31 protein-coding genes and 4 pseudogenes are annotated in these 25,274 nt (G+C 37.8%); 8 read left to right on the top strand and 27 right to left on the bottom strand.

The window, feature by feature from the left end; all coding sequences use genetic code 11:
• Positions 1-11: 11 nt before the first annotated feature.
• From CWM22_06585 to CWM22_06570, 4 genes and pseudogenes are all read right to left on the bottom strand, one after another.
• Positions 12-2,787 (bottom strand): annotated as a pseudogene (locus CWM22_06585) (type 2 lantipeptide synthetase LanM).
• A gap of 18 nt (positions 2,788-2,805) precedes the next feature.
• The gene (locus tag CWM22_06580) at positions 2,806-2,973 is read right to left on the bottom strand and encodes a type A2 lantipeptide (GenBank protein AUC91580.1); all 168 of its coding nucleotides are present in this window, start codon (positions 2,971-2,973) and stop codon (positions 2,806-2,808) included.
• Positions 2,974-3,511: 538 nt separating this feature from the next.
• The gene (locus CWM22_06575; GenBank protein ID AUC91579.1) at positions 3,512-3,667 is read right to left on the bottom strand and encodes a type A2 lantipeptide; all 156 of its coding nucleotides are present in this window, start codon (positions 3,665-3,667) and stop codon (positions 3,512-3,514) included.
• A 28-nt stretch (positions 3,668-3,695) separates the two neighbouring features.
• Positions 3,696-3,851: a type A2 lantipeptide gene (locus CWM22_06570; GenBank protein ID AUC91578.1), complete on the bottom strand. Its 156-nt coding sequence runs from the start codon at positions 3,849-3,851 to the stop codon at positions 3,696-3,698.
• Positions 3,852-4,205: 354 nt separating this feature from the next.
• Here CWM22_06570 and CWM22_06565 point away from each other — a divergent pair, with 354 nt between their 5' ends.
• Together CWM22_06565 and CWM22_06560 are read left to right on the top strand one after the other, a co-directional pair.
• Positions 4,206-4,904 (top strand): DNA-binding response regulator, encoded by a 699-nt coding sequence (locus tag CWM22_06565; protein AUC91577.1) that lies wholly within the window; start codon positions 4,206-4,208, stop codon positions 4,902-4,904.
• Between the two features lie 15 nt (positions 4,905-4,919).
• Complete coding sequence (locus CWM22_06560; GenBank protein ID AUC91576.1) at positions 4,920-6,275, top strand: sensor histidine kinase; 1,356 nt, start codon at positions 4,920-4,922, stop codon at positions 6,273-6,275.
• Positions 6,276-6,397: 122 nt separating this feature from the next.
• On the opposite strand, the gene CWM22_06555 is transcribed toward CWM22_06560, so the two are convergent.
• The 12 genes from CWM22_06555 to CWM22_06500 form a co-directional block, all read right to left on the bottom strand.
• The gene (locus CWM22_06555; protein AUC91575.1) at positions 6,398-8,257 is read right to left on the bottom strand and encodes a relaxase; all 1,860 of its coding nucleotides are present in this window, start codon (positions 8,255-8,257) and stop codon (positions 6,398-6,400) included.
• The gene (locus CWM22_06550; protein AUC91574.1) at positions 8,244-8,609 is read right to left on the bottom strand and encodes a plasmid mobilization relaxosome protein MobC; all 366 of its coding nucleotides are present in this window, start codon (positions 8,607-8,609) and stop codon (positions 8,244-8,246) included. Before CWM22_06550 ends, CWM22_06555 begins: the two co-directional genes overlap by 14 nt.
• 9 nt (positions 8,610-8,618) lie before the next feature.
• On the bottom strand, positions 8,619-8,978 hold the full coding sequence (locus CWM22_06545) for a hypothetical protein (protein ID AUC91573.1): 360 nt from the start codon (positions 8,976-8,978) through the stop codon (positions 8,619-8,621).
• 12 nt (positions 8,979-8,990) lie between these two features.
• A complete protein-coding gene (locus CWM22_06540) occupies positions 8,991-9,188 on the bottom strand; it encodes a hypothetical protein (protein AUC91572.1) in 198 nt (65 codons plus the stop codon).
• A 124-nt stretch (positions 9,189-9,312) separates the two neighbouring features.
• Entirely contained in the window at positions 9,313-11,820 is a 2,508-nt protein-coding gene (locus CWM22_06535; protein AUC91571.1) for a recombinase RecF, read from the bottom strand.
• Between the two features lie 35 nt (positions 11,821-11,855).
• Positions 11,856-12,623 carry a toxin PezT gene (locus CWM22_06530; GenBank protein AUC91570.1) on the bottom strand — a complete coding sequence of 256 codons (768 nt, stop codon included), beginning with the start codon at positions 12,621-12,623 and terminating at the stop codon, positions 11,856-11,858.
• Positions 12,623-13,099, bottom strand: a complete 477-nt coding sequence (locus CWM22_06525; GenBank protein ID AUC91569.1) for an XRE family transcriptional regulator — start codon at positions 13,097-13,099, stop codon at positions 12,623-12,625. Before CWM22_06525 ends, CWM22_06530 begins: the two co-directional genes overlap by 1 nt.
• A gap of 69 nt (positions 13,100-13,168) precedes the next feature.
• A complete protein-coding gene (locus tag CWM22_06520; GenBank protein ID AUC91568.1) occupies positions 13,169-13,519 on the bottom strand; it encodes a hypothetical protein in 351 nt (116 codons plus the stop codon).
• Positions 13,509-13,898, bottom strand: a complete 390-nt coding sequence (locus CWM22_06515) for a chemotaxis protein (protein ID AUC91567.1) — start codon at positions 13,896-13,898, stop codon at positions 13,509-13,511. The genes CWM22_06520 and CWM22_06515 overlap by 11 nt, the downstream gene beginning before the upstream one ends.
• The gene (locus tag CWM22_06510; protein ID AUC91566.1) at positions 13,895-14,122 is read right to left on the bottom strand and encodes a hypothetical protein; all 228 of its coding nucleotides are present in this window, start codon (positions 14,120-14,122) and stop codon (positions 13,895-13,897) included. Before CWM22_06510 ends, CWM22_06515 begins: the two co-directional genes overlap by 4 nt.
• 53 nt (positions 14,123-14,175) lie before the next feature.
• Positions 14,176-15,252 carry a DNA primase gene (locus CWM22_06505; protein AUC91565.1) on the bottom strand — a complete coding sequence of 359 codons (1,077 nt, stop codon included), beginning with the start codon at positions 15,250-15,252 and terminating at the stop codon, positions 14,176-14,178.
• Between the two features lie 62 nt (positions 15,253-15,314).
• On the bottom strand, positions 15,315-17,009 hold the full coding sequence (locus tag CWM22_06500) for a recombinase (protein AUC91564.1): 1,695 nt from the start codon (positions 17,007-17,009) through the stop codon (positions 15,315-15,317).
• Between the two features lie 91 nt (positions 17,010-17,100).
• On the opposite strand from CWM22_06500, the gene CWM22_06495 reads away from it, so the two are divergent.
• From CWM22_06495 to CWM22_06475, 5 genes are all read left to right on the top strand, one after another.
• Positions 17,101-17,271 carry a peptide-binding protein gene (locus CWM22_06495; protein ID AUC91563.1) on the top strand — a complete coding sequence of 57 codons (171 nt, stop codon included), beginning with the start codon at positions 17,101-17,103 and terminating at the stop codon, positions 17,269-17,271.
• 20 nt (positions 17,272-17,291) lie between these two features.
• Entirely contained in the window at positions 17,292-17,387 is a 96-nt protein-coding gene (locus CWM22_06490) for a 23S rRNA methyltransferase attenuator leader peptide ErmL (protein AUC91562.1), read from the top strand.
• A gap of 124 nt (positions 17,388-17,511) precedes the next feature.
• Positions 17,512-18,249, top strand: coding sequence for a 23S rRNA (adenine(2058)-N(6))-methyltransferase Erm(B) (locus tag CWM22_06485; GenBank protein AUC91561.1), 738 nt, complete (start codon positions 17,512-17,514; stop codon positions 18,247-18,249).
• A 4-nt stretch (positions 18,250-18,253) separates the two neighbouring features.
• Positions 18,254-18,385, top strand: coding sequence for a hypothetical protein (locus CWM22_06480; protein ID AUC91560.1), 132 nt, complete (start codon positions 18,254-18,256; stop codon positions 18,383-18,385).
• Between the two features lie 9 nt (positions 18,386-18,394).
• Positions 18,395-18,679: a topoisomerase gene (locus CWM22_06475; GenBank protein ID AUC92857.1), complete on the top strand. Its 285-nt coding sequence runs from the start codon at positions 18,395-18,397 to the stop codon at positions 18,677-18,679.
• A 28-nt stretch (positions 18,680-18,707) separates the two neighbouring features.
• Here the strand turns inward: CWM22_06475 and CWM22_06470 are convergent.
• The 10 genes and pseudogenes from CWM22_06470 to CWM22_06425 all read right to left on the bottom strand — a co-directional run bounded on the left by CWM22_06470 (position 18,708) and on the right by CWM22_06425 (position 24,776).
• A pseudogene (locus CWM22_06470) lies at positions 18,708-18,869 on the bottom strand (recombinase).
• Between the two features lie 54 nt (positions 18,870-18,923).
• Positions 18,924-19,187, bottom strand: coding sequence for a stage II sporulation protein R (locus tag CWM22_06465; GenBank protein ID AUC91559.1), 264 nt, complete (start codon positions 19,185-19,187; stop codon positions 18,924-18,926).
• Positions 19,187-19,417 (bottom strand): hypothetical protein, encoded by a 231-nt coding sequence (locus tag CWM22_06460; GenBank protein ID AUC91558.1) that lies wholly within the window; start codon positions 19,415-19,417, stop codon positions 19,187-19,189. The genes CWM22_06465 and CWM22_06460 overlap by 1 nt, the downstream gene beginning before the upstream one ends.
• Before the next feature lie 45 nt (positions 19,418-19,462).
• Positions 19,463-20,317: a chromosome partitioning protein ParB gene (locus tag CWM22_06455; GenBank protein AUC91557.1), complete on the bottom strand. Its 855-nt coding sequence runs from the start codon at positions 20,315-20,317 to the stop codon at positions 19,463-19,465.
• Between the two features lie 8 nt (positions 20,318-20,325).
• The gene (locus tag CWM22_06450) at positions 20,326-21,291 is read right to left on the bottom strand and encodes a plasmid recombination protein (protein AUC92856.1); all 966 of its coding nucleotides are present in this window, start codon (positions 21,289-21,291) and stop codon (positions 20,326-20,328) included.
• A gap of 526 nt (positions 21,292-21,817) precedes the next feature.
• Positions 21,818-22,843 (bottom strand): ATPase, encoded by a 1,026-nt coding sequence (locus CWM22_06445; protein ID AUC91556.1) that lies wholly within the window; start codon positions 22,841-22,843, stop codon positions 21,818-21,820.
• A 150-nt stretch (positions 22,844-22,993) separates the two neighbouring features.
• Positions 22,994-23,467: a sigma-70 family RNA polymerase sigma factor gene (locus tag CWM22_06440; GenBank protein ID AUC91555.1), complete on the bottom strand. Its 474-nt coding sequence runs from the start codon at positions 23,465-23,467 to the stop codon at positions 22,994-22,996.
• Between the two features lie 76 nt (positions 23,468-23,543).
• A complete protein-coding gene (locus tag CWM22_06435) occupies positions 23,544-23,975 on the bottom strand; it encodes a sigma-70 family RNA polymerase sigma factor (protein AUC91554.1) in 432 nt (143 codons plus the stop codon).
• Between the two features lie 95 nt (positions 23,976-24,070).
• Positions 24,071-24,580: an RNA polymerase subunit sigma gene (locus CWM22_06430; protein ID AUC91553.1), complete on the bottom strand. Its 510-nt coding sequence runs from the start codon at positions 24,578-24,580 to the stop codon at positions 24,071-24,073.
• Between the two features lie 2 nt (positions 24,581-24,582).
• A pseudogene (locus tag CWM22_06425) lies at positions 24,583-24,776 on the bottom strand (hypothetical protein).
• A 71-nt stretch (positions 24,777-24,847) separates the two neighbouring features.
• On the opposite strand from CWM22_06425, the pseudogene CWM22_06420 reads away from it, so the two are divergent.
• Positions 24,848-25,073: pseudogene (locus CWM22_06420) on the top strand (hypothetical protein).
• Here CWM22_06420 and CWM22_06415 read toward each other — a convergent pair.
• Positions 25,070-25,243 carry a conjugal transfer protein gene (locus CWM22_06415; protein AUC91552.1) on the bottom strand — a complete coding sequence of 58 codons (174 nt, stop codon included), beginning with the start codon at positions 25,241-25,243 and terminating at the stop codon, positions 25,070-25,072. The pseudogene CWM22_06420 and the gene CWM22_06415 overlap by 4 nt on opposite strands.
• Positions 25,244-25,274: the final 31 nt, after the last annotated feature.

Genomic DNA, 25,274 nt, shown 5'->3' with positions numbered 1-25,274 from the left:
CTTTCTGTAACTCATACGCTAGGAATAAGAATATCAAGCGATTTATCTTCTTTTAGATATTTAGCTGTAGAAAACAAAATTCCTGGAATCCCAGTCATTAAGCCATAAACATTATATTTTGTATTAAAGCTGCACATCCAGCCTTTTTCTAACCAAATGAATGTAACTTTTTGTATTCTCGATCTACAATACCTTTGAGTTTTTTGGACTGGCAATTCTCCATATAATTTAAATAATAACTGAGAGCTAATAAATTTCCACTGGTACCATGGCACAGCGAAAAATTAGTCATATCAAAACCAATTTCAATAATTTGTTTTACAGCATGCTCTACATCTCTTCTCAATTCTTCTACCTCAGAATCAGATAAAATATTATATTTATCATTTAATTGCAGCTGTGCCAACCTTGCAACTAATACCCCTGTAGAACCGTGGCACCAATTCGCACTTGTTTCACCATTCCTTTTATCAATCCAGCCTTCACCTAGTTTTTGTTGATTTTCAAAAAGTTCTAGCCTTATTAAATAGATCTAAGGCCTCTGAACGATTAGATTTATATGCTAAAAACAACAAGGCTACTTCTACTCCTAAATTCCCATGGGCAAGGCTGACATTATTTGCTTCTAATCGATTCCAACATATATAATCATTGTTATTGACACCTAATTCTTTAAGTTTAACTAGTGATTGAGCTAGATTCTCTATATTTGTGTCTGTATTCCTGAATGCAACAATTTCATTCGGAAAACTTGATAAAAAATCAGCTTGCGATGTAAATTTAAACAATATTGATCTCTAATTTTAAATATATCATCTGAAGTCTCTGACCTGTAATCAAGCTAATTCTAGAAATAGCAGAAAAAACTCCTAATTTTCCAACGAAGTATGTTGGATTTTCTATTTTAGTATATAAATTTAATAAAGTTGATAGTATTCGCTTCAAACAATCCATAATTCTCTCTTGTCTAGAAGGATCAACTAAATCATAAGCTTCAGATAAAGCAATAGCCATGCCAGCGATTCCTTCGTATACTGAATTATCCATTGGAACTAATTCAAAAGCGTCGTGATCATTAACTTTTAAAGTTAACCAATTTGTACTATCATCTTCCAATGAATATTTCTCATCATCCAAGATGATATCTACTAACGCATTAATACCTTCATTTAATATACCGTCATCAACACTAGTACAGTCATATTTTCTATATTCTTCTTGAAGCTCTGTACTATACAAAGCTTGTGTAGTTTTTAGTGAAAATTCTATCAAATCAATCTGTTCCTCAATTAATTCATCACTAAGCCTCTCTAACTTTTTAAGAGCCGTATTTAACGCTGAGATTTTTAATTTCCAAATTTTTCTCTCTCCATCTGTAATATCACAGCTATTAATGCTTGTGCTAAAATATGGAATATCCATGTTTAATAGCTGATTTTTTTCTGACTGGATTAACATATCACAGTCATATTCATTTAGTTTATTTGACATTTTTTCAAATAGCACTTTCGACTTATCGCAGTATACGGGAGATATTAGTAATTGTCGTATTAAACTATAATCCTTAGTGTTTCGAAATAAAATTCTAGTCTGAATATCGCTATGATTTAAATAAAGATTTTTAAGGTATTGTTTTTCCTTGACAAAAAAATTCCCCAATTCTCGGAATCCCTCTTTAATGAATTCAATATATTCTACCGCATTAAGATAATGCTTCTCTCCTCCTGAATTAAGAAAATAGGGTAAATGTTCTTGATTTTTTATCTGATATTTTTTCTTTTCGATACGGATGTCATCCCGATTATGATTAACAACAACTTTTACTTCCCCAAAGAATGTTCCCCCAAGAACTCCACTAGTATCCCCGCCAAAAACATCATCTGAGTCAGCAATTGGAAGAAGACCAGTGGAAAGTACGGAGTCTCTACTTTTTTCTATAATATGAAATGTTGCTTTATTACCAACCAACGTATCAAATGGTGAGATAGAAAAAATTGTTTCGACATCAACCAAAATAGGTGTAAGATTTGAAGAGATTAAATTTTCAAAATGTAAGTCTGAAATATTTAAAATGTAGGAATATCCTAATAAATAACCGATTCTACGATAAAATTCCTCAGCTTCATTTTTTGAATTAATAGGCTTACTAATTACGAATTTTTCCCAAAAATAATTTCCTTTATTCAAAAAACTAGGAATAAAATGAATTTCTTTATCTAGATAAGCACTGACTCTAGAATCTAATCGAGCCAAAAGTATGTTTGGTTTAGCTGATTTCTTTTTTAATACAACCTTTTGTCCTCGGTAAGATACAATACATACTCCGTCACCATTGTGAATATCTCCAGTAACATTAAGTTTGATATCACTTATGTTAGGAGTCACGCACGTACTATTAATGTACTTTTTTGCTACTAATTCTGAAAAGTCAGAAATAAATGTATTTTTTACAAATTCAACCAAACTTAAATATTTTTGAATACTGAGTACAACGCGATGATTTATTTCTGGGAAACGTTGCTCAATCTCATCCAATATTATACCTTTCCTACATAAGACATTATTAAAAAAGTCATAACGAATCTCTGGTGTAGACCCTACTAGACTTCCTTCAATCCGCTTCTCATTTATTAAATAAATTAGCGTCGGACGATAATAATCTAAAATCTTTTTCCCAATCTCATCAATGATATCACCATCCTCCAGTAATAGTTCTGGAAAGTATCTTTCAAGAACTACTTTTTGAAAAGTATTAAATTGGTTGTACAAAATTTCGCTACCCACCATACTGTTCCCCTCCAAAAACTAACAACATGTGAAGATTGCCTGTAAACTATTCCAACGACATTCCGCAGAAATAGTATTAACACCATGACCTGCTCCTCCTAAAAGAATATCCAGATCATCGATTTTTACTTCTTGTAGTGTAGCAACTGCTTCATAATTTATTTCTTTATTAGTTTTCGCATTCATAATTTTTTACCTTCTTTTTAATATTAGTTTAGTCAGTGCACTTCTCTATATGATAATTTTAGTACTCTTACTTAAAGATAAGTTTAAGAAATAATAAATTTTAAATAAATTTATACATTACAAAATATTCGTCACTTCTATGGCAACGATCAACTTCACATGAGACCTCTAGGGATAAGTCCTGCATCTTTCCTCGTTTACACAAGATATGAGCTCCCTAACTCTCACATTGCTAGGTAGGTTTCTAGGTATTTAGAATTTTTGGTCTTCTCATCCTCCATATATACCTTACATAACATTTCTGTTCAGAGAACCACCATTTCACTATTCCTCCCTATCCTTGCCACCTCATAATAGTCAGCATTTTGAGTCCTATTGGGTTACTCGCTAGCAGGTGTCCCCAGAGTACTTTCATCTTAAATGTAGCCATGCCCAGCGTTATCAAAAAAAGACAGACCAAAATAATTTTGAGTCTGTCTGTAAATTGTCAGAGGAAATCCTCCATTACGTAACTTCAAAGATATCTAAATGTATATATTTATGAACAACACGTAAATAGGAATTGCCATGAATTCATATGACATTCATGCGAAATAGTTTTAAAAACCCCATTTTTTCCAGCACCAATAATTTGATCCAACTCTTCAAGACTTACTTCTTGAATCGTACTCATTAATTCAATATCTTTTTTCATTTTAGTCGCCTCTCTTTGAAAAATTTTTTTACGAGCAACATGTGAATAAAAACTGCCATGAATTCATGTGACATTCATGTGAGATAGTTTTAAAAACTCCATTTTTTCCAGCACCAATAATCTGATCCAACTCTTCAAGACTTACTTCTTGAATCGTATTCATTAATTCATAGTTATCTTTCATAACATTTTCCTCTTTCTATTTTTTATTACCGACAATATCGATATCTTCTTTGTTACAAGTTCATCTTACAGGAGTATCTTAAAGTCTGTATAAAGAAAACATAAATTTAACTTTAAGATTTTTAATCTCCAAATATTTTAATTTAGTTAGTGAGGCCCTTGAAATAATATATTTTTATCTATAACTTGTTTTATTTTTCGAATTACAACATTAAATATTATTTCAATCTTTATTATATGATTGTCAAGTCATAAAATATTTGTATGCTTATTATATTTTCATTCTGAGTAAGGCTAAATAAACCCGATAACTTTATTGTATGATATAATTTATATAAACATTGGAGGTAAAAGTATGGGTTTTGAAATACAATTGTTGAATAAACATATACTAATTGTGGATGATGACATCGCATTAAGCGAATCAATCAAAGAAGTGCTCATGAGTCGTGGCTTCAAAAATATTAGTTTTGCTTATAGTATTAGCGAAGGTATTGATATTTTTTCAGTATCTCAAATTGATTTAATTATTCTAGATGTCATGTTACCAGATGGTGAAGGCTATTTACTTTCCAAATATGTAAGAAAGACATCTGATGTCCCAATTCTATTCTTAACTGCTAAAAATAATCCTGATGATGAAATAAATGGGCTTGACTCAGGAGGAGATGACTATGTTACAAAGCCATTTTTACCTAAATCTTTAACTTACCGTATAATGGCATTGTTGAGAAGAGCTTACCGAGATGAATCTGAACTCATTGAATTAACAGATTGCACAATTGACTTGAATAATGCAAGCGTAAAAAAAAGTAATCAAAATTTTTCACTGACCCCTACTGAAATTCAAATTCTTAGAAAGCTATTTACCAACAAAAATTACATCGTTTCCACAGAGACAATATGTGATACTATTTGGGGATTAGATAGCTTTGGATATGAAAAATCCTTAATGGTCCATATACGCAATATTCGAGAAAAAATCGAAATTATACCTTCCAAGCCAAAGCATCTAATTACCGTTAAAGGGCTTGGATATAAACTTGCTATTTAAACAATAAGAGATCTTATGAATATTTTCAAAAAGAATATATTAAAATTTATTTTATCGTTTATTTTCATCATAATGGTTGATATAGTACTTCTAACTGTAGCAGCAAACTATATACGTAGCCAACAGTCTGCCTCCAACATTATAGAAACAGTATCATCAGAAATTGTTTTATCTGATGGTAATTATACTGTCAGTCAAAAAGCCAAAGAATTAATCGATAATAATAACTTATGGATTATGATTATTGACAAAAATAGTGGAAAAGAAAAATTTAATATTGATAAACCTAAAGATATAGCTAATCAATTTGATTTTGCAGATGTTATTCGTTTCTCCAGATTTTATTTAAAAGACTATCCTGTATTTACTCAAATAAAAGAAAATGATCAGGATATATATATTATTGCATTCCCGAAAGATAGTATTATTCGCTATAGTAATAATTATTTTGATTTGAGCAGGATTCAAATTTTTCCCATCATTATCCTATCAATTATTTTTGCTAACATATTATTTTGCTTAATTTTATACATTTATAGTATTACTTTTCTAGATAGAAATATCAAGCCAATTATTTCTGCAATTGTAAAATTACCGAACGGTGTAAATACACAAGTTAAATCAGTAAAAGAACTAGATAAATTAACATTCGCCATTAATTCTGCCAATCAGAAACTTCGTGAAAATGAAGAGTTTAAAGAAGATTGGATTTCTGGAATTGCACACGACATAAAAACTCCTCTTTCAGTTATTGTATCCAACATATCTTTAGCCATTGAGAAAACTGATAACGACACTCTACTCAAATATTTAACTCCTACTTTAGTTGAAAGTCATTATATCCAGAACCTTCTCAATGACCTAAATATATTTGCTAGATTAACAAACGGAAATCTGATATTGAAACAAGAAATTATTTATATTATTCCATTTTTTAAAGATATAATCATTCAAATTATTAATCAAGAAATTTGGCACGATTTCAATTTTGAATTTACTGCCGATGAAAATTTATATAACAAAAAAATGTATGTCGAAAAATCTCTTGTTTCTAGGATAATCCATAATTTGATTTACAATTCTGTTTTACATAACCCCTCTGGATGTGATATTCAGATTATTCTTAAATCTCTGACCAATGACAGATTTTCAATTACTATACTAGATAATGGAGTGGGAACATCTGTGGATAGACTTAACAATATCAATAAAATTGAAGAATTTAATTTTGATATTTCTGGAGTTCGTAGGAGTGGTATAGGCTTAAAAATTACTAAGCAAATTGTTGATTTGCATGGTGGTGATATGTTTATATCTAGTCAACAGGGAGAATACTTCCAAACTACTATTACTTTAGATAGTATTGGTTGAAGATATTTTTGAGGATACCTTTATCAATCGCCCAATTATCAATTCTTTCGATAGATTTCTTCCTTATTTTTTATAGCAAAAACTCTCCTTGATTTTTATTAATTAAACCTATAGGTAATAGTTTATTCTAGTGAGACATTCTCTTGGAATTTCAAGTCTATATCTGTATTAAGAATTTTTACAAACCTTTCTATTCTACTTACCAGCCCTTCATACTCATCCAGATATAAGCTAAATTTTTCTTGTAATAGCTTAATTTCTTCAGTCACTTGTTCTAGTGTAATTGATTCTGTCAAATTTAGTTTTGAAAAGTCATACCTTGCTAGTTTTCGACTATTCGGATCATCACTCTTTAGGTTGATAAGCACTTCCGCCATCTTATTCAAGGTGGCGATTTTTTCATTGGTTTGATTTAGTTTGACATCTAGCTCTGCTATTTCTGCGACCAGTTCGTCTTTAACGTCTTGGTATCTTTTGTCTGTCTCTGTTAACTCAATCAAGAGGTTAATCTCAGTAATCTTTTCTTGAAGTCTTTCAACAGTCGGTCGTCTGTATGGTATTGCTCGACTATCGTTGGTTAGCTGTCTAATCAAGGTTCGTCCTTTTATATACTGATTCTTATCCGAATGTTCTTTGTTATAGATAAAGTATGAGGTTGTCTCACGGATATAGACTTTATATTTTGTCTGATTCTCTTCTTCAAGAATATCTAATTGATAGTTAGGAATGAAAATAAAACCGCTCTGCTTTACACCAAAAGACACCTTGATATAAACGCCCTCATCAACTAACTTCTCTATTTGGTGTCCTGCAAGTTCCACTTCAAATTCGTGAACGGCATCTCGTGTTTCCTTAAATGTCTCAAAGGCTTCCTCAATCTCTTTAGTGGATACCTTATCCTTATCTCGTTCTTCTTGAAAAGCATGGTACTGCTCCTTTAAATTCTCTAATCCTCCTGAATCACCTACTTCCTTATTTTTAAAGTAATCTTGAAAAAAATTGACATCATATAATTTCTTGTCACTTATTTTTTTATGATTCAGACATATCTGCTTTCCATTTTTTTCAAGTATGAAGGTTACATTCTTTTGTTTTAAGTCAATGGTTAGATTCAATTCTTTCGCTTTTGTCAGTAACTTTTCCAAAGAATTAACACGGTTCAACAAAAATTCTAATCGATTTTCAATCTCTAGCTTGGCAAAATATGTACGGAAAAAGTCTTCATCATATAGCTCTCGTTTACTGAGTTGGCGTCCTCGAATTGGCTTTGTCATGGATCTATCTGTCATCATGAATCGACTATGCTTCTGACTAAAATCAATATGAACATGTAGCTGCTCTGCTTTTTCTAAAAAATCATCAAAGGACTTTGACTGTTGCATCAAAAAATAAAGGCGCTGCTTCAATTCAAATTTATGACTAATCTTCCTATATTTTTGGTAGTCACGGTAAGAGAAACGCTTCTCAATAATTTTCGCTCCAGCCATTTTAGAAATGCGATCTGAAATCATGCGAAGGTTTCGTTCCAAGGCATAATTCCATATCAACTTTTTATCTGAATTGCGGTCAATAGCATTGATTAGGATGTGATTATGAACATGATCTTTGTCTGTATGAGTCGCTACGATGAAACGAAAACGACCTCCTGTTAATTCCATCATGGTCTCATAACCAATGCGGTTAATTTCTTCAGGTGTCAGATTATCCTCGGGAGAAAATGATTGTATGAGGTGATGGGCATGAATATTTTGTTGGTGTTTTTCTTGTCGGTCATTTCTAGATTCGTACAACTTGTCGTTATTGGTAAAGTTGACATTGTACATTTCTACCATTTCTTCATAGCTAGGAAAGTCTAAGTAATTGCTCATGCCAAAATCAGATACCAATTTCAAATTGTCTGTTTTACCGGGATTGAGGATATACTTAATCAGACGCCTACGGTATTTTTTCCCGTGCGTTGCAAAGTGTTTAGTGACTACCATGAAACTCCCTCAGTCTCTTCACTTCCACTTGAAATTCTTTCTCCACTCCAGTAATCAACTCACTAACTCCTTTACTTAATTCTTGTAACTGTTCTTGAGAAATCAGATGACTTTGATTAATCGCACGCGCAATTTGATTAATGTTATTTCCAATCCGTCTCAATTCAAATACTAACTGGTCATAGGTATCCGTGTTAATGGTGACAAATGACATATTGGGATTCAGCAACACTTTTCTAGCATATACTGAGAAATTTTGACAATGACTCTTAGCAATCCGTTCATTCAATTGATGTAATTCTGAATCTGTTAGAAATACTTTTTTGAGATTGGTACGATAACGATAAACCATAGTAGCCCCCTATCTCATATATTTTTCACGAAACTCACGACTGAGTGGCTGTACTTGATTGACTTCCGCAATCAATTCTTGAACGCAGGTCAATAAGATTGAAACGTGTTCTTGAGTCACTTGGTGATTTTCTCTTGCGACAACTAGAACTTCATGCACATCTCGACTAATTTGTTCAAACTTTTGAGACTGCCAAAGGGAAAACCAACTTTCAAAAATTCTATCCTGATAATTCTTTTTCAACAAATTTTGACGAAGAAATTCTGAGAAACTACCCACTTTTTGTTCCCTCATCATTTCTTTTATCTGTTTTTCTTCTTGTCTCGTGATTCTAAATTGCTTACGGATTAACTTAATTTCTTGTCCCATCCTACTATCCTTTCAACATGATATTTGTCTGACAATGTAAGGCTGCCTCACATTGTCAGTACGCTTCCTAAAGACTTCACTCTCTCCTTGTTCGGTCTTTGCGAGCTCAGATATTGTGTCCACAATATCCCCAAAATCATATCGCCAGCTGACCAAAACCTTTGAGTTTTGATAGCTGACGATAAGATAACTTGGTGGCTTCGCCCCCAAACCCCCAGTAGAAAATCAACACTTGATTTTCTTAGGAATGATATTAGGATAATAGAGGTGATTTGGAAAAAGTATCACAAAACAAAAAGTAGGATATTTCTAACCTACTTTTCATTTCCTTATATTATTCAGAAAGAGCTGTCTCATATATGGACATCTTATGTTTAAATGAGTCTCTTCCACCTTCCAATTGATTGATAATATGGTTTTTTATAAATTTTTCACTAACATATCCCTGTGATTCAATCCAAGCATGAGCCCCATCTGATTCCATAATTACCACTTGATCGGTCATGGAATTTGTTACAATTGTCGCATTATGGGTTGCTAAAATAATTTGTCGTTGAGCTTTCACGTCTCTAAACTGTTGAACTAAATGTCTGTATATATAGCGGTTATCCAAATTATCTTCAGGTTGATCAATAATTAATGGTCTGAAATCCTTTGAATAATCACTATATGCTAGTAAAAAATCTAACATCGCTACAACTTTTTGACCCAAACTTAATACACTAACTTCTTTATAAAGAATGTCAAGATGTTGTGATGTTTCTTTTGAGTTAATGTTAAACTCCAAAAAAAGTCTTTCATTGGCTACATGTTCTTTTAGCACTCTCTTTAACTCATCTAGTAAACTACTATTTGCGATTAAAGAATAAATACTAGTTTTTAAATAGGGTATGTTAGAATCATTAATCTCGGAATTATTTCTCCACTTATTCTCATGTTTTGCAAAATTCTCCTCAGAAATATTTTTTAATAATATAAAATACCTATTAGGAATATTTTGTTTCAAAATAACGTTAACAAATCCTTTTATTCCTAACTCCTGATAAACAAGGTATAGAATATCTGCAACATCCCGCTTACTAATTCTATAATTTTCAAATGAGAAATTGAGAGTTGAATTACTTTTGAAAAGAGTGCTTTCAAAATCTGGTACTTCCCATCTATCAATTTGCTCATAACAGATTCTTAACTTACCAACTTGAGTTTGATTGAAATCATCAATTATTTTGAGTATTGAATCCTTACGAACTCTCCTATATTTATCAAGTTCCTGTAGTTTAGCTTCGAATGATTCTAGAGTCTGGGTTCTTAAACCATAGTTTGGTCTCGGTAAATTTTTATTTTTTAGCATTAAGTCGGAAATAAATTCTGTAATTTTTTCTCCATCCGCTGTTCTAACCAACTCATTAACAGAATATCTCCTATCAAACATTTTTTCTAATATTCTAGTTTTATCAACTAATTTGAAAAATTTTCCCTCAACTTTGTATACTCTCGTATATTGAGAGCGTGTCCACTCTTTGATAGAGTCAGAATTGTAGTTATAAGGATATCCATACCTATTCTCACGATTTTGCCCATAATATTGTAAGATATTGTCCTTATTTTCCTGCAAGACATCTGGCAAACTAACCTCAATGATATATTCAGCATCCTCTAAAACATAGAGTACAAAAGCATTTGCATGGTTACATAGGAATTCTAATTTACTCTGCTTGTCGCAATCCTGAGAAAGTACAAATTGTAACATATCTATTAGTGTACTTTTCCCTGTACCTCTCCCTCCAATTAAACAGTTCATAGATGGTGAGAATGTTAAAAAGAAGTCTCTATCTTTTTCTAACTTATCACCTGTAAGAAAACTTCTATCGCCTCCACGACTTTGAATGTATAAACCTTTTATGTAAGACTTTTGTTCAAAATTTGGTTCAAATAAACTTACTGATACAGTGTAATCAAGCAAAGCTTCTTGGAACATTTTAAAAGAAATCTTTCCACCTTTTATCCACATATTATTCTTTCCGACTGAATCAATATCATGTGAATCATTATCTAATAAAAAATTTGGTTCACAATTAAAATCTGTCAATAAACGATTTTTCGATCCTTCAACAGAATTTATATTTTTTACACCAATAAATCGTGTATTTTCTTTTGTAAAAACTTGTCTCTTATATGCACCCGACAAGTGAGAACCTTTTTTCAAAATATTATAACTATTGAAATGAGCAATGTAGTTAATTATGTTTTGATTATTAAAATCTTTCATGATAGTCAACGAATGCTGATAACTTCCATCTTTTTCACTTATAATATTTTCACATAACCATTGATTAACCCAAGATTCTTTTTCATGATCGTATATACAAACAATATGTAACTTATCTGCTGCACTAATTTCTACTCCATGTAAAATATGAGGATGTATATTATAAGTCGGATAGGTTCTCGTTATAATTGAAACTGCTGTTTGAAGTTTTTTAATACCTTTGGTAGTATTATGATCAGTTACTACAACTATTTCTATTTCATTTTTTAAGATAGCTTCTGCTAACAAAAGAAAACTAATGTACTCTTTTGGGCTAGAAAAGACAACTTTATCAAAGCTACTAAAAAATTTTGTTTTATCAACTTTGATTTTCTTATTTTTGAAAAATATATCAAATAATTCATCTTCTGTACTTTTTCTATATTTCGTTGAAGTCCAGCTCGAAAATAGCTTATAATCATAAGAAACAGGTGTATGTAAATGAATCAAGGTCTTATGAAAACTACCGAATTTCTCTTTGGTATTTGTTAATTCTCGATAAACAGATTTTATCTTATTATTAAATCCTCGCAATTCTAACCCCCAAAAAATATTATCTTTAAAATCAATTATTTATTTTTCTCAAGTAATTCATTAAGTAGGAGTTCACTCTCCTTCACCATCTCCTCCTCTACCTTGCTCCATTTTCCAAAGAGACACTCTTGTAACACTTCTGCTGCGGAGCCTTCATCAATTGCAGAATCATAAATGCAAGTCCTGTCTCTTTGATAAATCTGAATCTGGTCAAAGAGTTGCTCTCTTTCTAACTCCCTTAGGTTATCAACCAAGTTCTCTACAATCCCATCATGGTGTTCTTTTGGCGTTGCTCTGGCCTGATTGGGATCGATGGCATAAAGCTCTTCGTAACGAATCAAAGTACTGAGATAGGACAATTCTGGTTTGGTGCCAATCACAGCTAAGGAAACCTGGTAGCCTTTTGATACTAATAATTGAGCAGTCTGACGAGGAACTTGAGTGGTTCGCAAAGTTCCCTCAATCAGCAAGTGATACCCCTGCGTGCTGAGTCCGTCAACCAGATGCTCTACCATTTTTCCTGCAAATCCCTTGGTATAGTCCACGCTGTCCTTGCCATACTTTTCTTGCAGGGCTAAGTAGTTGGGATGCTGAGAACGGTAGCTATCACCATCGATGATAATGATATTGCCTTGAAATTCTTTTTGCTTGATACGATGAATAGTCGTCTTACCTGCTCCGCTTTGTCCACCAAGCAAGATAGCTTTCGGTTGACCTGGAATCGTCTTTCCTCGGGTTAAGGCCCGAATGGTTCGCTGTAAGGCCTTCTGAAACTCAGCCTCACTGAATTCTTCCAACCTCATTAAGCCACCACCCGATGATGCACCATGTCTAACATCCGCTCGATACCGTCTAAATAGCCATTGTAACGCTCTATTTCATCGAAAGTATCGACAAGGTAAATTTTTGTGTTAATCAATTCGGCCAAGTCATCACTCATCAAAATCCAAGGGTTGGATTCATCATCAAAAGCAATATCTTGACTATCCTGGTATCTATAAAGCTGTGATAAAATGGCAGCTCCACGTTCTTTTATCACTTCTACTTTTAAAGTCAGTTGGTAATCTTCAACAGGTGTTAACATCTTATCCTCCCCTACAATATCGACATAAGAAACGTTAAATTTCTGACAAATACGGTCGATGAGTTCAGTTGAAACTGTACTAGTCCCATTTTCATAACGACTTAAGCTATTGCGTGAAATACCAACCATTTTCGCAAATTCTGGTTGTGTTAAATCATGTGTTCGGCGTAGCGACTTGATATTGTCTCCAATCATAGATAAAGACCTCCTCATATTTGCTTTCATTATACCATAAAAAACGGATAACGCACCAAATATGGTGCGTTATCCGTTTTTAGGTTTCTTCGCCTGCTTAAACTGTTCGATTCGTTTCTCCAGTTGTTCCGTCTTAAGTTTATTTTTCGCTTCTTGGATCGACTTATCAAGACTTTGTTCCTCATCGGTTATAACGCTTTGAGATAATTCAACGTTCTTATCAGGCTTAAAATTTGTATCAAAAACCACATCTAGGAGTTGTTCTACTTTGGTTAGTTCAGTATCTGACATCTCAGATAGTCGATGAATCAGTCGTTTAAATTGATCCTGATTCTGGGTTTTCTTTTGAAAAAATTTCATTGTCTTCTCCTTCAATTGTAAAAAGGTAGCCCGCATAGGACTACCTGACTTATAAATCATCAATGGCTACTGAAATAGCCTGCAACTTTTTATTTTGGATTTTCTTTTCATCAATCAATTGATGAAGTTCTTCAATTTGTTTCTGACAGGCGGAAATATCCTTGTTGTTTTGTGCAATGGTATCAGCCAAGTGTTGTTTATAGTCACTTGTGATATTTACTTTCTTCGGCTGACTTTGTTTAACGGTTGATGCGAGCGTTTGTACATCTTTAGATTCTGACTCCTTTTGTTGCTGTTCAAAAGCAGCCACATAATCTACTTCTTCAATTGGTTTTTCATCCTGTTTATGGAAAAGTGCTGCAATTTTTGCTCGTTCTTCATGGGAAGATGTTGGTTTCACATCATCTAGTGGCTGATCAAAATTCCAAGTTTTACTCATTTTATATCCTCATTTCTGTAATCTGAGTGTAGTGTGGTTTCTTTACCAAAGGCTTGCTCTAGTGCTTCATGAAATGACAACTGACTAGATTGTTGCCGTTTGATAAAGGTACTGTACATAGCTGTTTGTAGTTGGTCTCGATAGTGTTCCAATTTCTCAGTCTCACGTGAGACTTTTTCTTCTTGTCTAGCTACTTTTTCAGCCAGACGTTCAATCACACTCATAGGGTGTCCTCCTTGTCACTTTCTAGATTATGATAGTGGACTTGATTTTGTTATCACAATTCCATAGCACGCTCTCGTTTAGGTGGAGGATGATTCTTATTAACTTGTGCTTGGGCTGTTTGGATACAATCACTTAAGGATAGTTCACTCTGCTGTTTCACAATATCATTCCAATCTGACTTTGTTTCAAGTCCTTGCAATGGTGGTAAATCTTGAGAAAGCGGAAGTCCTTTATCTGACAGTTTCTGACAAAATTCTCTTCCTGCCTCATCGTTATCAACAGCCAATGTTAATGCATTTGAATGAGTTTGGTAGAAGGTTGTCGTCTCTTGTATTGCCTGAAGATAATGACTAAGTCTGCTTGGATTTACTGTATCTAGAAATGCCAATTTCCCCTGTTCCTCTGCTGCTAGACGCAAGGTCTGATAAGCAATCACAGAAAGTTTTAAACCTTCCATTGAAATCAGGCGAACATCGGATAATTGCTTTTGGTAAAGCTGATAATAACTCATCATATCGATAACTGATTCACAAAAAATGAGTCGCTTAGGATTCCCAATATCGAAACTAATACCGACATAGCCATGAGATCCTTTCATGATTTTTTTGAGATAACCTCGATCGTGTTTTTCTTCATTTTTGACGAGACCTTGAAGGCTTGCGGCCTGTAAGGTCCCGTTGTGGTCATAGCTTTTTAACACTAATACGGGCTCCGATTGATAAGTAGCTTGAGCAAGCAATCCTTGTCTACCAAAGGTATTGATAGTCTGATCACTTAGGCCACGGATGTCTTTTAAGTAAATACGTGCTTGCTGAAAGGGTTCTTCATGCAAATAATATTGAAACGGTTGATAAGTTTCTTCTATCAACTTAGCTTGTTCAAAATCCCCAGTTTCAAGATAGGATACAGCCTCTTTGAAAGTAACGCCTGCCACTAATTGAACAAAGTCTATCACATCCCCTTGTATATCTCTTGAAAACCATTTGAAAGTATTGGTATCCGCAAAAATCCGAAAGGAATCATGGTCTGGGTGTTCATAAATGTGTCCTGATAAACGTCTGAAGGAATAACCCAGACTTTCAGCCACATTTAAAATGGCCTTTTGTTTTACTGCTTTAATTCGTGTCATCTTGTCTCCCTATAAAAAAAGCAGAAGAATGTCTCCTGCTAGTTGTTCTCACTTGTTGTAGTTCAGTCGGTCATTTTTTGCGGACAGTTCATACATGCTATCCTTTTCTGTTCTCTGCTCCTGCGTTTGCTCTCGTTTGATTTCTCCCTCCGTATCTTCTTGGCACAAGCAGGACAATACCTTGATGCACCAGAGCCCGGGACATATTCAACGCCGCACACCGTACAATTTTTAGCGGGCATTGCTGCCCACCGTTTTGTAGGTATGATATGTAATTCATCGACAAAGCCGATGAATTTATAGTAAATCTTGATTTCCTGCTTCACTGTTCCGTCTGCTATCTTCTCACGCTCCGAAACAAGTATCTTGTCTATGAGTGCGTTTATAACTGTTGCATCCAGTTCTTTTAAGCCTTGATAATTTCGGATAAGGGCGAGGAAGTCACGGATTCCCCGTGATTTCTCGTAGCTTTCATTAAGAGTTTCCGTCACCTCTTTCAGCCTTGCTTCAATTTCAAGCTGCTCTTTCTGGTATTTCCCCGACATCATCTCAAAATTCCGCTCGGTAATACGCTCCATGACCTTATCCTCGTAGAGAGAGGAAAACAGCCTGTCCAGTTCCGCAAGGCGTTTGTTCAGCTTCTTACGTTCTTTCTCTAATGCTTTCGCCCTGCTCTGGTCTGTTTCCGTGAGCCGCTTTTCTATGGCCCTGACCGCCTTTTCATCATTCACTGCCATATCCGCAAAACAGTTGATGTCGGCAAGAACGGCATTGAATAAATCCCTTGCTTCTATATTGTGGGCACTACACTCGCTTCTTCCGTTTCTTGCATAATTATTACATGAATACTGTACACAGTCGATAATCTCTGGGCGTTTCCTCCTGTGTACGTTCATTGCCCGCAGAGCACATCCGCAGTCCACACACTTGATAACGCCTGCAAAAATATTTACAAATCCTCCCTTGTTCTGTGGAAGCCTACGACTTGTAATAAGCTGTTGGACAATATCAAATTCCTCCTGCGTGACTATTCCCTCATGGGTATTGGGTATCACTTCCCATTCTTCGGGCAGCTTAGAGGGGCGTTTCTTGCTTTTCATATTGGCGGCAATCCGTTTGTAGCCTACAAGATTTCCCGCATATATCGGGCTTCTTAAAATGCTCCTCACGCTGTTCCCACTCCAAATATAGCGTTTGTCCTCGTTCCCCTCAAAATGACGTTCAAAGCCTGTTTCGCCACGCTCCGCCGCATAAGCGGCAGGGCGTAGGATATGCTGTTTATTAAGATGTCTGCAAATTTTGGCAACTCCATTCCCTTTTAATGCAAGGTCGAATATCTCTTTTACAACATGTGCCACTTTATCATCTATCAGCAGATGGTTGTGGTCGGCAGGGTCTTTGATATAGCCATAAGGGGCGGTAGTTCCCATGAATTTCCCCTGTTGAAACCTCGCCCGATATGCCGATTTTATCTTAACAGATATGTCAGCGGCATACATTTCGTTTAAAATGTTGCGGAAAGGCGTGATGTCCATAGCAGATTTATTCAAGGTATCTACGCCGTCATTGACCGCTATATACCTCACGTTATGCTCTGGGAAGAAAACTTCCAGATATAACCCACAATCAAGATAGTTTCTCCCCAGACGGGATAAATCTTTCGTAATCACGCAGTTTATCAGACCGCTTTCAATGTCTTTTATCATATTCTGGAAACTTGGTCTTTGGAAATTTGTACCAGAATAACCATCGTCCACATATATTAATCACAAATCACTTATCACAAATCACAAGTGATTTGTGATTGTTGATGATAAAATAAGAATAAGAAGAAATAGAAAGAAGTGAGTGATTGTGGGAAATTTAGGCGCACAAAAAGAAAAACGAAATGATACACCAATCAGTGCAAAAAAAGATATAATGGGAGATAAGACGGTTCGTGTTCGTGCTGACTTGCACCATATCATAAAATTTTGTATAATAGGAATTGAAGTTAAATTAGATGCTAAAAATTTGTAATTAAGAAGGAGGGATTCGTCATGTTGGTATTCCAAATGCGTTATCAAATGCGTTATGTAGATAAAACATCTACTGTTTTGAAACAGACTAAAAACAGTGATTACGCAGATAAATAAATACGTTAGATTAATTCCTACCAGTGACTAATCTTATGACTTTTTAAACAGATAACTAAAATTACAAACAAATCGTTTAACTTCTGTATTTGTTTATAGATGTAATCACTTCAGGAGTGATTAAATGAACAAAAATATAAAATATTCTCAAAACTTTTTAACGAGTGAAAAAGTACTCAACCAAATAATAAAACAATTGAATTTAAAAGAAACCGATACCGTTTACGAAATTGGAACAGGTAAAGGGCATTTAACGACGAAACTGGCTAAAATAAGTAAACAGGTAACGTCTATTGAATTAGATAGTCATCTATTCAACTTATCGTCAGAAAAATTAAAACTGAATACTCGTGTCACTTTAATTCACCAAGATATTCTACAGTTTCAATTCCCTAACAAACAGAGGTATAAAATTGTTGGGAATATTCCTTACCATTTAAGCACACAAATTATTAAAAAAGTGGTTTTTGAAAGCCGTGCGTCTGACATCTATCTGATTGTTGAAGAAGGATTCTACAAGCGTACCTTGGATATTCACCGAACACTAGGGTTGCTCTTGCACACTCAAGTCTCGATTCAGCAATTGCTTAAGCTGCCAGCGGAATGCTTTCATCCTAAACCAAAAGTAAACAGTGTCTTAATAAAACTTACCCGCCATACCACAGATGTTCCAGATAAATATTGGAAGCTATATACGTACTTTGTTTCAAAATGGGTCAATCGAGAATATCGTCAACTGTTTACTAAAAATCAGTTTCATCAAGCAATGAAACACGCCAAAGTAAACAATTTAAGTACCGTTACTTATGAGCAAGTATTGTCTATTTTTAATAGTTATCTATTATTTAACGGGAGGAAATAATTCTATGAGTCGCTTTTGTAAATTTGGAAAGTTACACGTTACTAAAGGGAATGTAGATAAATTATTAGGTATACTACTGACAGCTTCCAAGGAGCTAAAGAGGTCCCTAGCGCCTACGGGGAATTTGTATCGATAAGGGGTACAAATTCCCACTAAGCGCTCGGGACCCCTTGTAGGAAAATGTCCTAAGTGTGGCAACAATATTGTATTAAAAAAATCGTTTTATGGTTGTTCAAATTATCCTGAATGTACCTTCACTTTAGCTGAACATTTTAGAAAGAAAAAACTCACCAAAACAAATGTAAAAGAATTACTAGAGGGAAAAGAAACCCTGGTAAAAGGAATCAAAACGAAAGATAGAAAGTCCTACAATGCCGTTGTAAAAATCGGAGAAAAGGGATATATTGATTTTATATCTTTCTCAAAATAAACATAAAAGCCCTTTAAAGAGGGCTTTTATACGTTTTTGCTATGTGCCATCCCTGCTTTTTCACATAATCCGTGAGGATGGATTTCTGTGTCGCAATGCTCGCACTCTCGTTATCCGTACCATCGTCTTTAGATAAGCGGCAATAAATGCCGACTAAATAGATTTTCTTTTCTTCTTTGATTCCTGCCATACTGTAAAACCTCCGTATCTGTCCTATCTGTTTTCATGTCCCATTGCGTACATTCTAAGCGGACAGCCCCTCATTGTCGAAGGTGTCGCCCTCGGCAATCTTCTTCCGAATATCCTCGGAGATAATCGGGACAAACGCTTCTGTAACGGTCTGTGTGCCGACATATTCACGGCTGATTATCATCTGCACTGGTGCTTTTGGCACGATACGCTTTCTCTTTTTATCTGCTTTCTTATCCTCGCCCATACTTAAATCTTCCTTTCCAGACAGGGCAGGGAAGAGTTTGGAAATGTCCCCGCCCTGCCAATCAGATACCATTAATCCTCGCTGTTTAATTCTTTCTGTAATGCTTTAAGGAGTGCCGCCGCTTCATCAGCGTTCAGCGTGATTCCCTTGCCGCACTTTTCACGGTTCGGGGAAAAGCTGCGGATGTCATACTTCGGCTCTTTCCCATTCCATGAAATGAGATTGATTTCCTTTGTGTAGCCACTGTCGCCCGTAGACAATACTGCGATTTCCTTTACGATTTCATACTGGATTTCTCTCATTCTCCATACCTCAACTCTCTGTATTTACTTCCCGAAAAAAGAAGATTAGCGGCTGTCACGGTTGCGTTTCCTCTGCAACTCACGCTCCAAAAGTTTGATGATGGTTTCCTCCATCTGCTTCGGCGTTGTGTTCTTCGGAAAGTATTTTTTCAGCTTGCTTGTGTTGATTTTCAAGGTTTCTTTCTGGTTGCCCTTTTCCTCCGTCATAATCGCAAATATCGTATCCATGTCAAGCCGCCCGCTCTGGCTTAACTGTTTCATCCGCTGTGCCTGTGAGAGTGAGGGCGTTGCTTCTTCGCTCTCCATCGTGGCAAAGAGGTTTTCCTGCTCGTCTTTCTTCAAGAAGGACAGTTCCACCGCAGGCGTGAGGGCGATTTTCCCCTCGTCCACCATCTGCAAAATCGGCGGTATCAGTTCCGTCAGGCGGATAAAACGCTGCACGGTCATCCTGCCCACGCCGAAGCCCTGTGCCACCTTGTCGTCCGTCCGCAACTTCGTCACAACTTGTGACGAGGTTAAGTCTGTGCGGAAACCCTGCCGCTTCATGGCTTCGGATTTCATCTTGTAAGCAAACGCCCGCTCCGATGGCAGGATATTCTCACGCTGCAAATTGCTGTCTACAAGGGTGATGATGGCTCGGTCACGGTCTAAGGGCAGGACAAACGCAGGCACGGTATTTATCCCTGCAAGTTCAGAAGCACGGACACGCCGCTGTCCTGCAATCACTTCATAACCGTCCCCGTCCTCTTTCGGGCGTGTGATTATCGGCGTGACAATGCCAAATTCCTTGATGCTTTCCGCTAACTCTGACAGTGTTTCATCTTCTGCCACATGAAACGGATTGTCGGGGAACGGGTACAAGTCTTTGGTCTTTAACACCTTAAAATCCTGTTTCTTCATTCACATATCTACCTTTCTTTCGCTCTGCTTCTATGATTTTTCTGCAATTCTTCCAACACTTCGGGCGGTATTTTTGACAGCAGCCGCCCCATCTGCTCGTTGGTTCTCTGCAATTCAAATATCTTCTGATTCGCTTTCTGCACCTTTAGTTCCTGCTCGTACTTTTCATCACGCATACGCCCCGCATAGTCTGATTCCTGCCCAATTCTCTCTTTCAAACTGTCGATATACGCCTGCTGTTTCCCGATTTCCTTAGAGAATTTCTCCACGTCTGGCAGCCATGCAGAGAGTAAATCTAACGCTTTATCCCTTTTCTTCCCTGCGTTAAAGGCGTTGATGTCGGATAGGGCAGACACGATTTCTTCATACTGTTTATCAAGCCTGCCGCCTAATTTATAGAGCCATGTGGGGACGTGTTTCCGCTTGGTTTCCATTGAGGACTGCCCCCGTTCAAGCTGATTCCACCGTGAGGACATCCGCTCATGGTAGGCGGTCTGCCACTCGGATAATGATTTCTGGTTGCCTAAGATAGCTTTCGCTGACAGCTTATTGTCTGGCGTAATCGGCACAAAGCAGAGGTGCATATGGGGCGTTCTCTCGTCCATATGGACGACAGCGGAGAGGATATTCTGCTTTCCAACACGCTCCGAAATGAAGTCAAGAGCCGTCTGGAAATACGCTTTTTGTTCTTCGGGCGGTAACTGGTTCATAAATTCTGGTGAAGCTGTGATGAGCGTTTCCACCATCATCACGCTGTCTTTCCTTGTCCTGCACCCCGCTTCGGCTACCATGCGGTTAATCTCTTTCTTGTAGGTGTACTTTGGTGGTGCTATGAGATGGTAATTGTTTTTAGAGCGTTCCATATCTATATCTGGGTTGCTTTTGTAGGCTTCTTTCTTCCGCTCGTTGTGGCGTTCACAAGCCGCAACGCCGCCCGCTTTTCGTTTCTGGAAACGCAGGATTGCATAAGGCATAGGCGGATTCCTCCTTTCTTTCGGCGGGTGACCGTCCTTTGGGGTGACAGCGGTGACGGTGGTGACAGCAGTTTTGGGATACCCCCTGCCGACTGCCGCAACTGTCACCCTCACCCCCTGCATGACGGTCATGTCGATGATGACGGTGTTTTTGGGATACCCCCCCCTCGCAAGAGCCGTCACCGTCATGCCGCCATTCTTTTATCCGAAGCCGTAAGGCGTAGGATAGCAGGGCACAGCCCTGCCTTAAGGGAGTCCAGAGGGAACGTCTGGCACACGACTTTGCAGGGCAAAGTGTAGTGTGTTACACCCTGTAAACGCAGTCGGAAAAATCGGAATGATTTTTCTGACCGCAGGGGTGGTTTTACACGACCGAAAAGGGCGAGTAAATCTCACGCCTGCATTTTGCGTTTACGGGGTGTTCTCCCGTAGGGATGACAGCGGCAGGGTATCCTAAAATCACTGTCACCACCGTCACTGCTGTCACCCGCAGGGCAGAGCCGCCAGCTTTACATGGCTTTAAGCGTCAATGACAGTAACAGGGGGGTATCCTAATATCGCTGTCACCACCATCACCGCTGTCACCCGCCCTCCTTGCAAGGGCAATCCGCCTGCCGTCTTTCCTGCGGCTGTACTGGTAGCAGATACGGTTCTCGCTTAAAAATGTGGTGCGGTATTCATTCAGCCATTTCGTAATCACCGTGGGTATGGTTTCCGTTTCCCCCATAGCGGCTAACAGTTCCGTTGCCGTGCCTATCCATTCTTCCTTATCCCTCATAAAATCCACCAACCGAAAAAGGACATCTGGTATCGTTTCTTTCGCAAGCTGCTCCTGCGTTTTCCGCTCCACAAGCTCCCAACGGCAATCACGGAAACGCAGCGTGTATTCCTGATAAGGCGTGTCCCTGCCCGTCACATACAGCTTGGCGGTGTCAGACGCACGTTTCTCCTTTTCCAGAACAAAGGTAGCGTCTGCACTCCCCGTTAAGCCTGTCGTCCCAGACACCTTGTTGAACACGTCGCTGTCATTCTGCTTTCGGATGTGGTGTACGACAATGACCGCCAGAGAGTGCCTGTCGGCAAAATCTTTGATTAGGGAGATGTCCCCATAGTCGCTTGCGTAGGCATTGTCTTTGGATGCGGTTCGGACTTTCTGCAAGGTATCAATCACAATGAGCCTGCTGTCTGGATGGTCTTTCAGATAATCTTCCAACTGCACGATAAGACCGTCTGACAGCTTGCAGCTTGCCACGGCAAAATGAAGCCGCCCGCTTGCTTCATCCGTCAAGCGGAATAATCTGTCCTGTATGCGGCAGAACGTGTCCTCAAGGCAGAGGTAAAGCACATCGCCCTCCATTGTCGGCATGTTCCATAAAGGGATTCCCTGCGACACGCATAGGCATAGCTTCAGCATGAGCCAGCTCTTGCCTATCTTCTGTGAGCCGCAGAACAGCGACAAGCCTGTCGGGATAAGACTGTCCACCACAAAGGACGGCTTCTCAAGCGGCTCATAAAGGAGCGTTTCGGCGTTGACTGTCTGTAACTTCTGCATGGCTTTCCTCCTTTCGGGCAGTTATCTTGTTGTTGCACATAAGCGTTGACCTCCTTAAAAATAGATTTACTCCCATGAAAAAAATGAGAGTATGTAATGCCGCCAATCCCGTACAAATAAAAAACGGATTTCTTTTTCGGGCGGTGTCGGTCACGGTTGGAGATACTTTTTCATTTCCGCCTTTACTTTCTCCTTTGCAATCGCAACAGATTTCTGTATTGCCGAAGCGGTGCAATGCTCCATCGCAGCGATTTGATAAAAATTAAATTCGTACTCGTAGTAGAGCAGGAAACGCCGCCTTTGTATCTCTGGCAGTCTGTCAACCGCTTTACAAAGCAGTTCCGCCCGTTCTGCTTCAATCATTTGTTCCTCAATGCTCTTAGGCAGCTTTAACGCCCGCCTGTTCAGCGTTTCGTCCCATACTTCCGAAAACTCCCTGTGCCGCTCGTCCCATTGGAGAAGATTCCTGTTCCTGCGTTCCATTTGCCGAAACTCCATAAAGAACTGTTCCGACACTTCCAACTCGTGGGATTTGCCCTGCCCGTCCTTAAAGCTGATAAAATACCTTGTGCTGCTTTCCGTAGATTCCTCCCGAAGCGTGTATGCCTTAACTCTGTATGTCATCCTGCTTACCTCCTGCAAAAAATGAGTGAGGGGATTTCCATCCCTCACCCAGTAGCCCGCAGGACGGCAGGCTGTTTTAGACGCTATAAAATTTTCGTAGCTTCTTCCGCAGATGGTCTAACCTTGCGTAAATAGCACCAGTCGTCAAATGCACGAGCGGGGCAATTTCTTTTGTGGAATACCCCTGCATTTTCAGCAGGACGATTTTCAAGGTACGTCCGTCCACCGTGACTAATACTTGATAAAGATTTTCGCTCTCAATCTCGTCCAGTAACTCCGCAACCGTACCCACCTCCGTCTGCCGCTCCCTGTCTGCCATGTCCTCAAGGTATTCCGCAACGTCATTCGTCCATCGGTAAAACCGCCTGTTGGAATTGAAGTCTGCCCTGTCCGCAATGCGTATCTGCTCAATGGTCGCTTCATCAACGCCGCACTCACGCAGCAGCTTTTCCTCCGCTTCTTTCCAGATACGCCATTTCCTGTCCTCCCGTCCGTGGTTATATGCCATGCTTCTTTTCCTCCAATCAGAATTGATTGAGAGGGCAGAGAAAAACCCCCTCATTTTCCCAAAGGAAAAAACAAGGGGGCTGAACGCCTTAAATTTTAATTTTCTATTATCTTTCTTAGTTTTCTTAGGATTCTGGCTTTGCGTTTGTTCACAACGCTCTGGGTTATGCCGAACCTCGCCCCGACTTCACGCTCAGAAAGTCCGTCAAAAAAGATTGCCTGTATCAATTCCTGTTCACTATCCGACAGCAAAGGCAGGGCGGCTTTCAGCCTGTCCACCATAACCGCATTGACAACGGTTTCCGCAATGTCCGCCGCTTCATCAGCGATAAAGTCTAAAGGCTTCCCCTCGCTGTCCGTAAATCCATCCAGAGAAAGCAGGCTGTTCTTCGTATCTAATTTTTTCAGATAACGCCACCGTTCCTTATCTCGGTAGAAGTCCGTGTATTGCTCCCTCACGACTTCAAGCAGACAGCCTTGAACGGGAATAAACAGCTTGTCCATGTAGGTCTGGTCGGATTCCCTGCGGCGGCAGAAATCCATGTAGGACAGTTCCACATATCTGCCGCTTTCTTTGATAAATACCTTTCTTGGTGCGTATTTCACCGCTAATACCTCCAATCTGAATTTTTGAAATGTAAAAATCCAGATGGAGAGGCGGGGAGCGGCAACGCACACCAGAAACAGCCCTGCGGCACTTTCCAACAAAAAACGACAAAAGAAAAACCGCAAAGGCTCTGTGACCTTCACGGTTATGGGAAATACAAATTCTGTTGTATGGAGATTGTACTTCCACTTTCAAGGTGAGAAGTACCGCTGCACTGGCAGAAATTTTTTTAACTGGTTTCCTGCCATTCTCTGATATGCTATGTATTGATAAATTTTACTTCGTATGAGCAGATGAATAACCGCCCGAAAAAAGAACATAAAAAAATCCCTCCAAATTTAAAAACAAATTCAGAGGGTAATTTAGGGTATAACAAAATAACCCACCCGAATATCGTTTTTTTTATTTGGTGAGTTTGTTCTTTCAAATACGAAACAAAAAGAGCCGATGATTCGTGAATTGTTCCACAATTTCATCGGCTCTGCGTCTTAAGCGTCTGGCTCTTTGATGACAGTTATCTTCAAGTTGTCAACTTTAATCAAGCTTTCTTGTCTGCATTTTGGACAATAAAGGGGATAATTCTCCAAAACAGTGTCCTTCCTAATTTTATTACGGGTTTTGCTCCCACAAACAGGACACAATATCCATTCGCATTTCATCATAATTAGTCTCTAATCCTTTCAAATCTCATTT

It is taken from the genome of Streptococcus suis (genome assembly GCA_002831545.1).
GTDB lineage: Bacteria > Bacillota > Bacilli > Lactobacillales > Streptococcaceae > Streptococcus > Streptococcus suis_P.
Note: the sequence above shows the minus strand (reverse complement) of the source record. Positions and strands in the feature narration are given on the sequence as shown.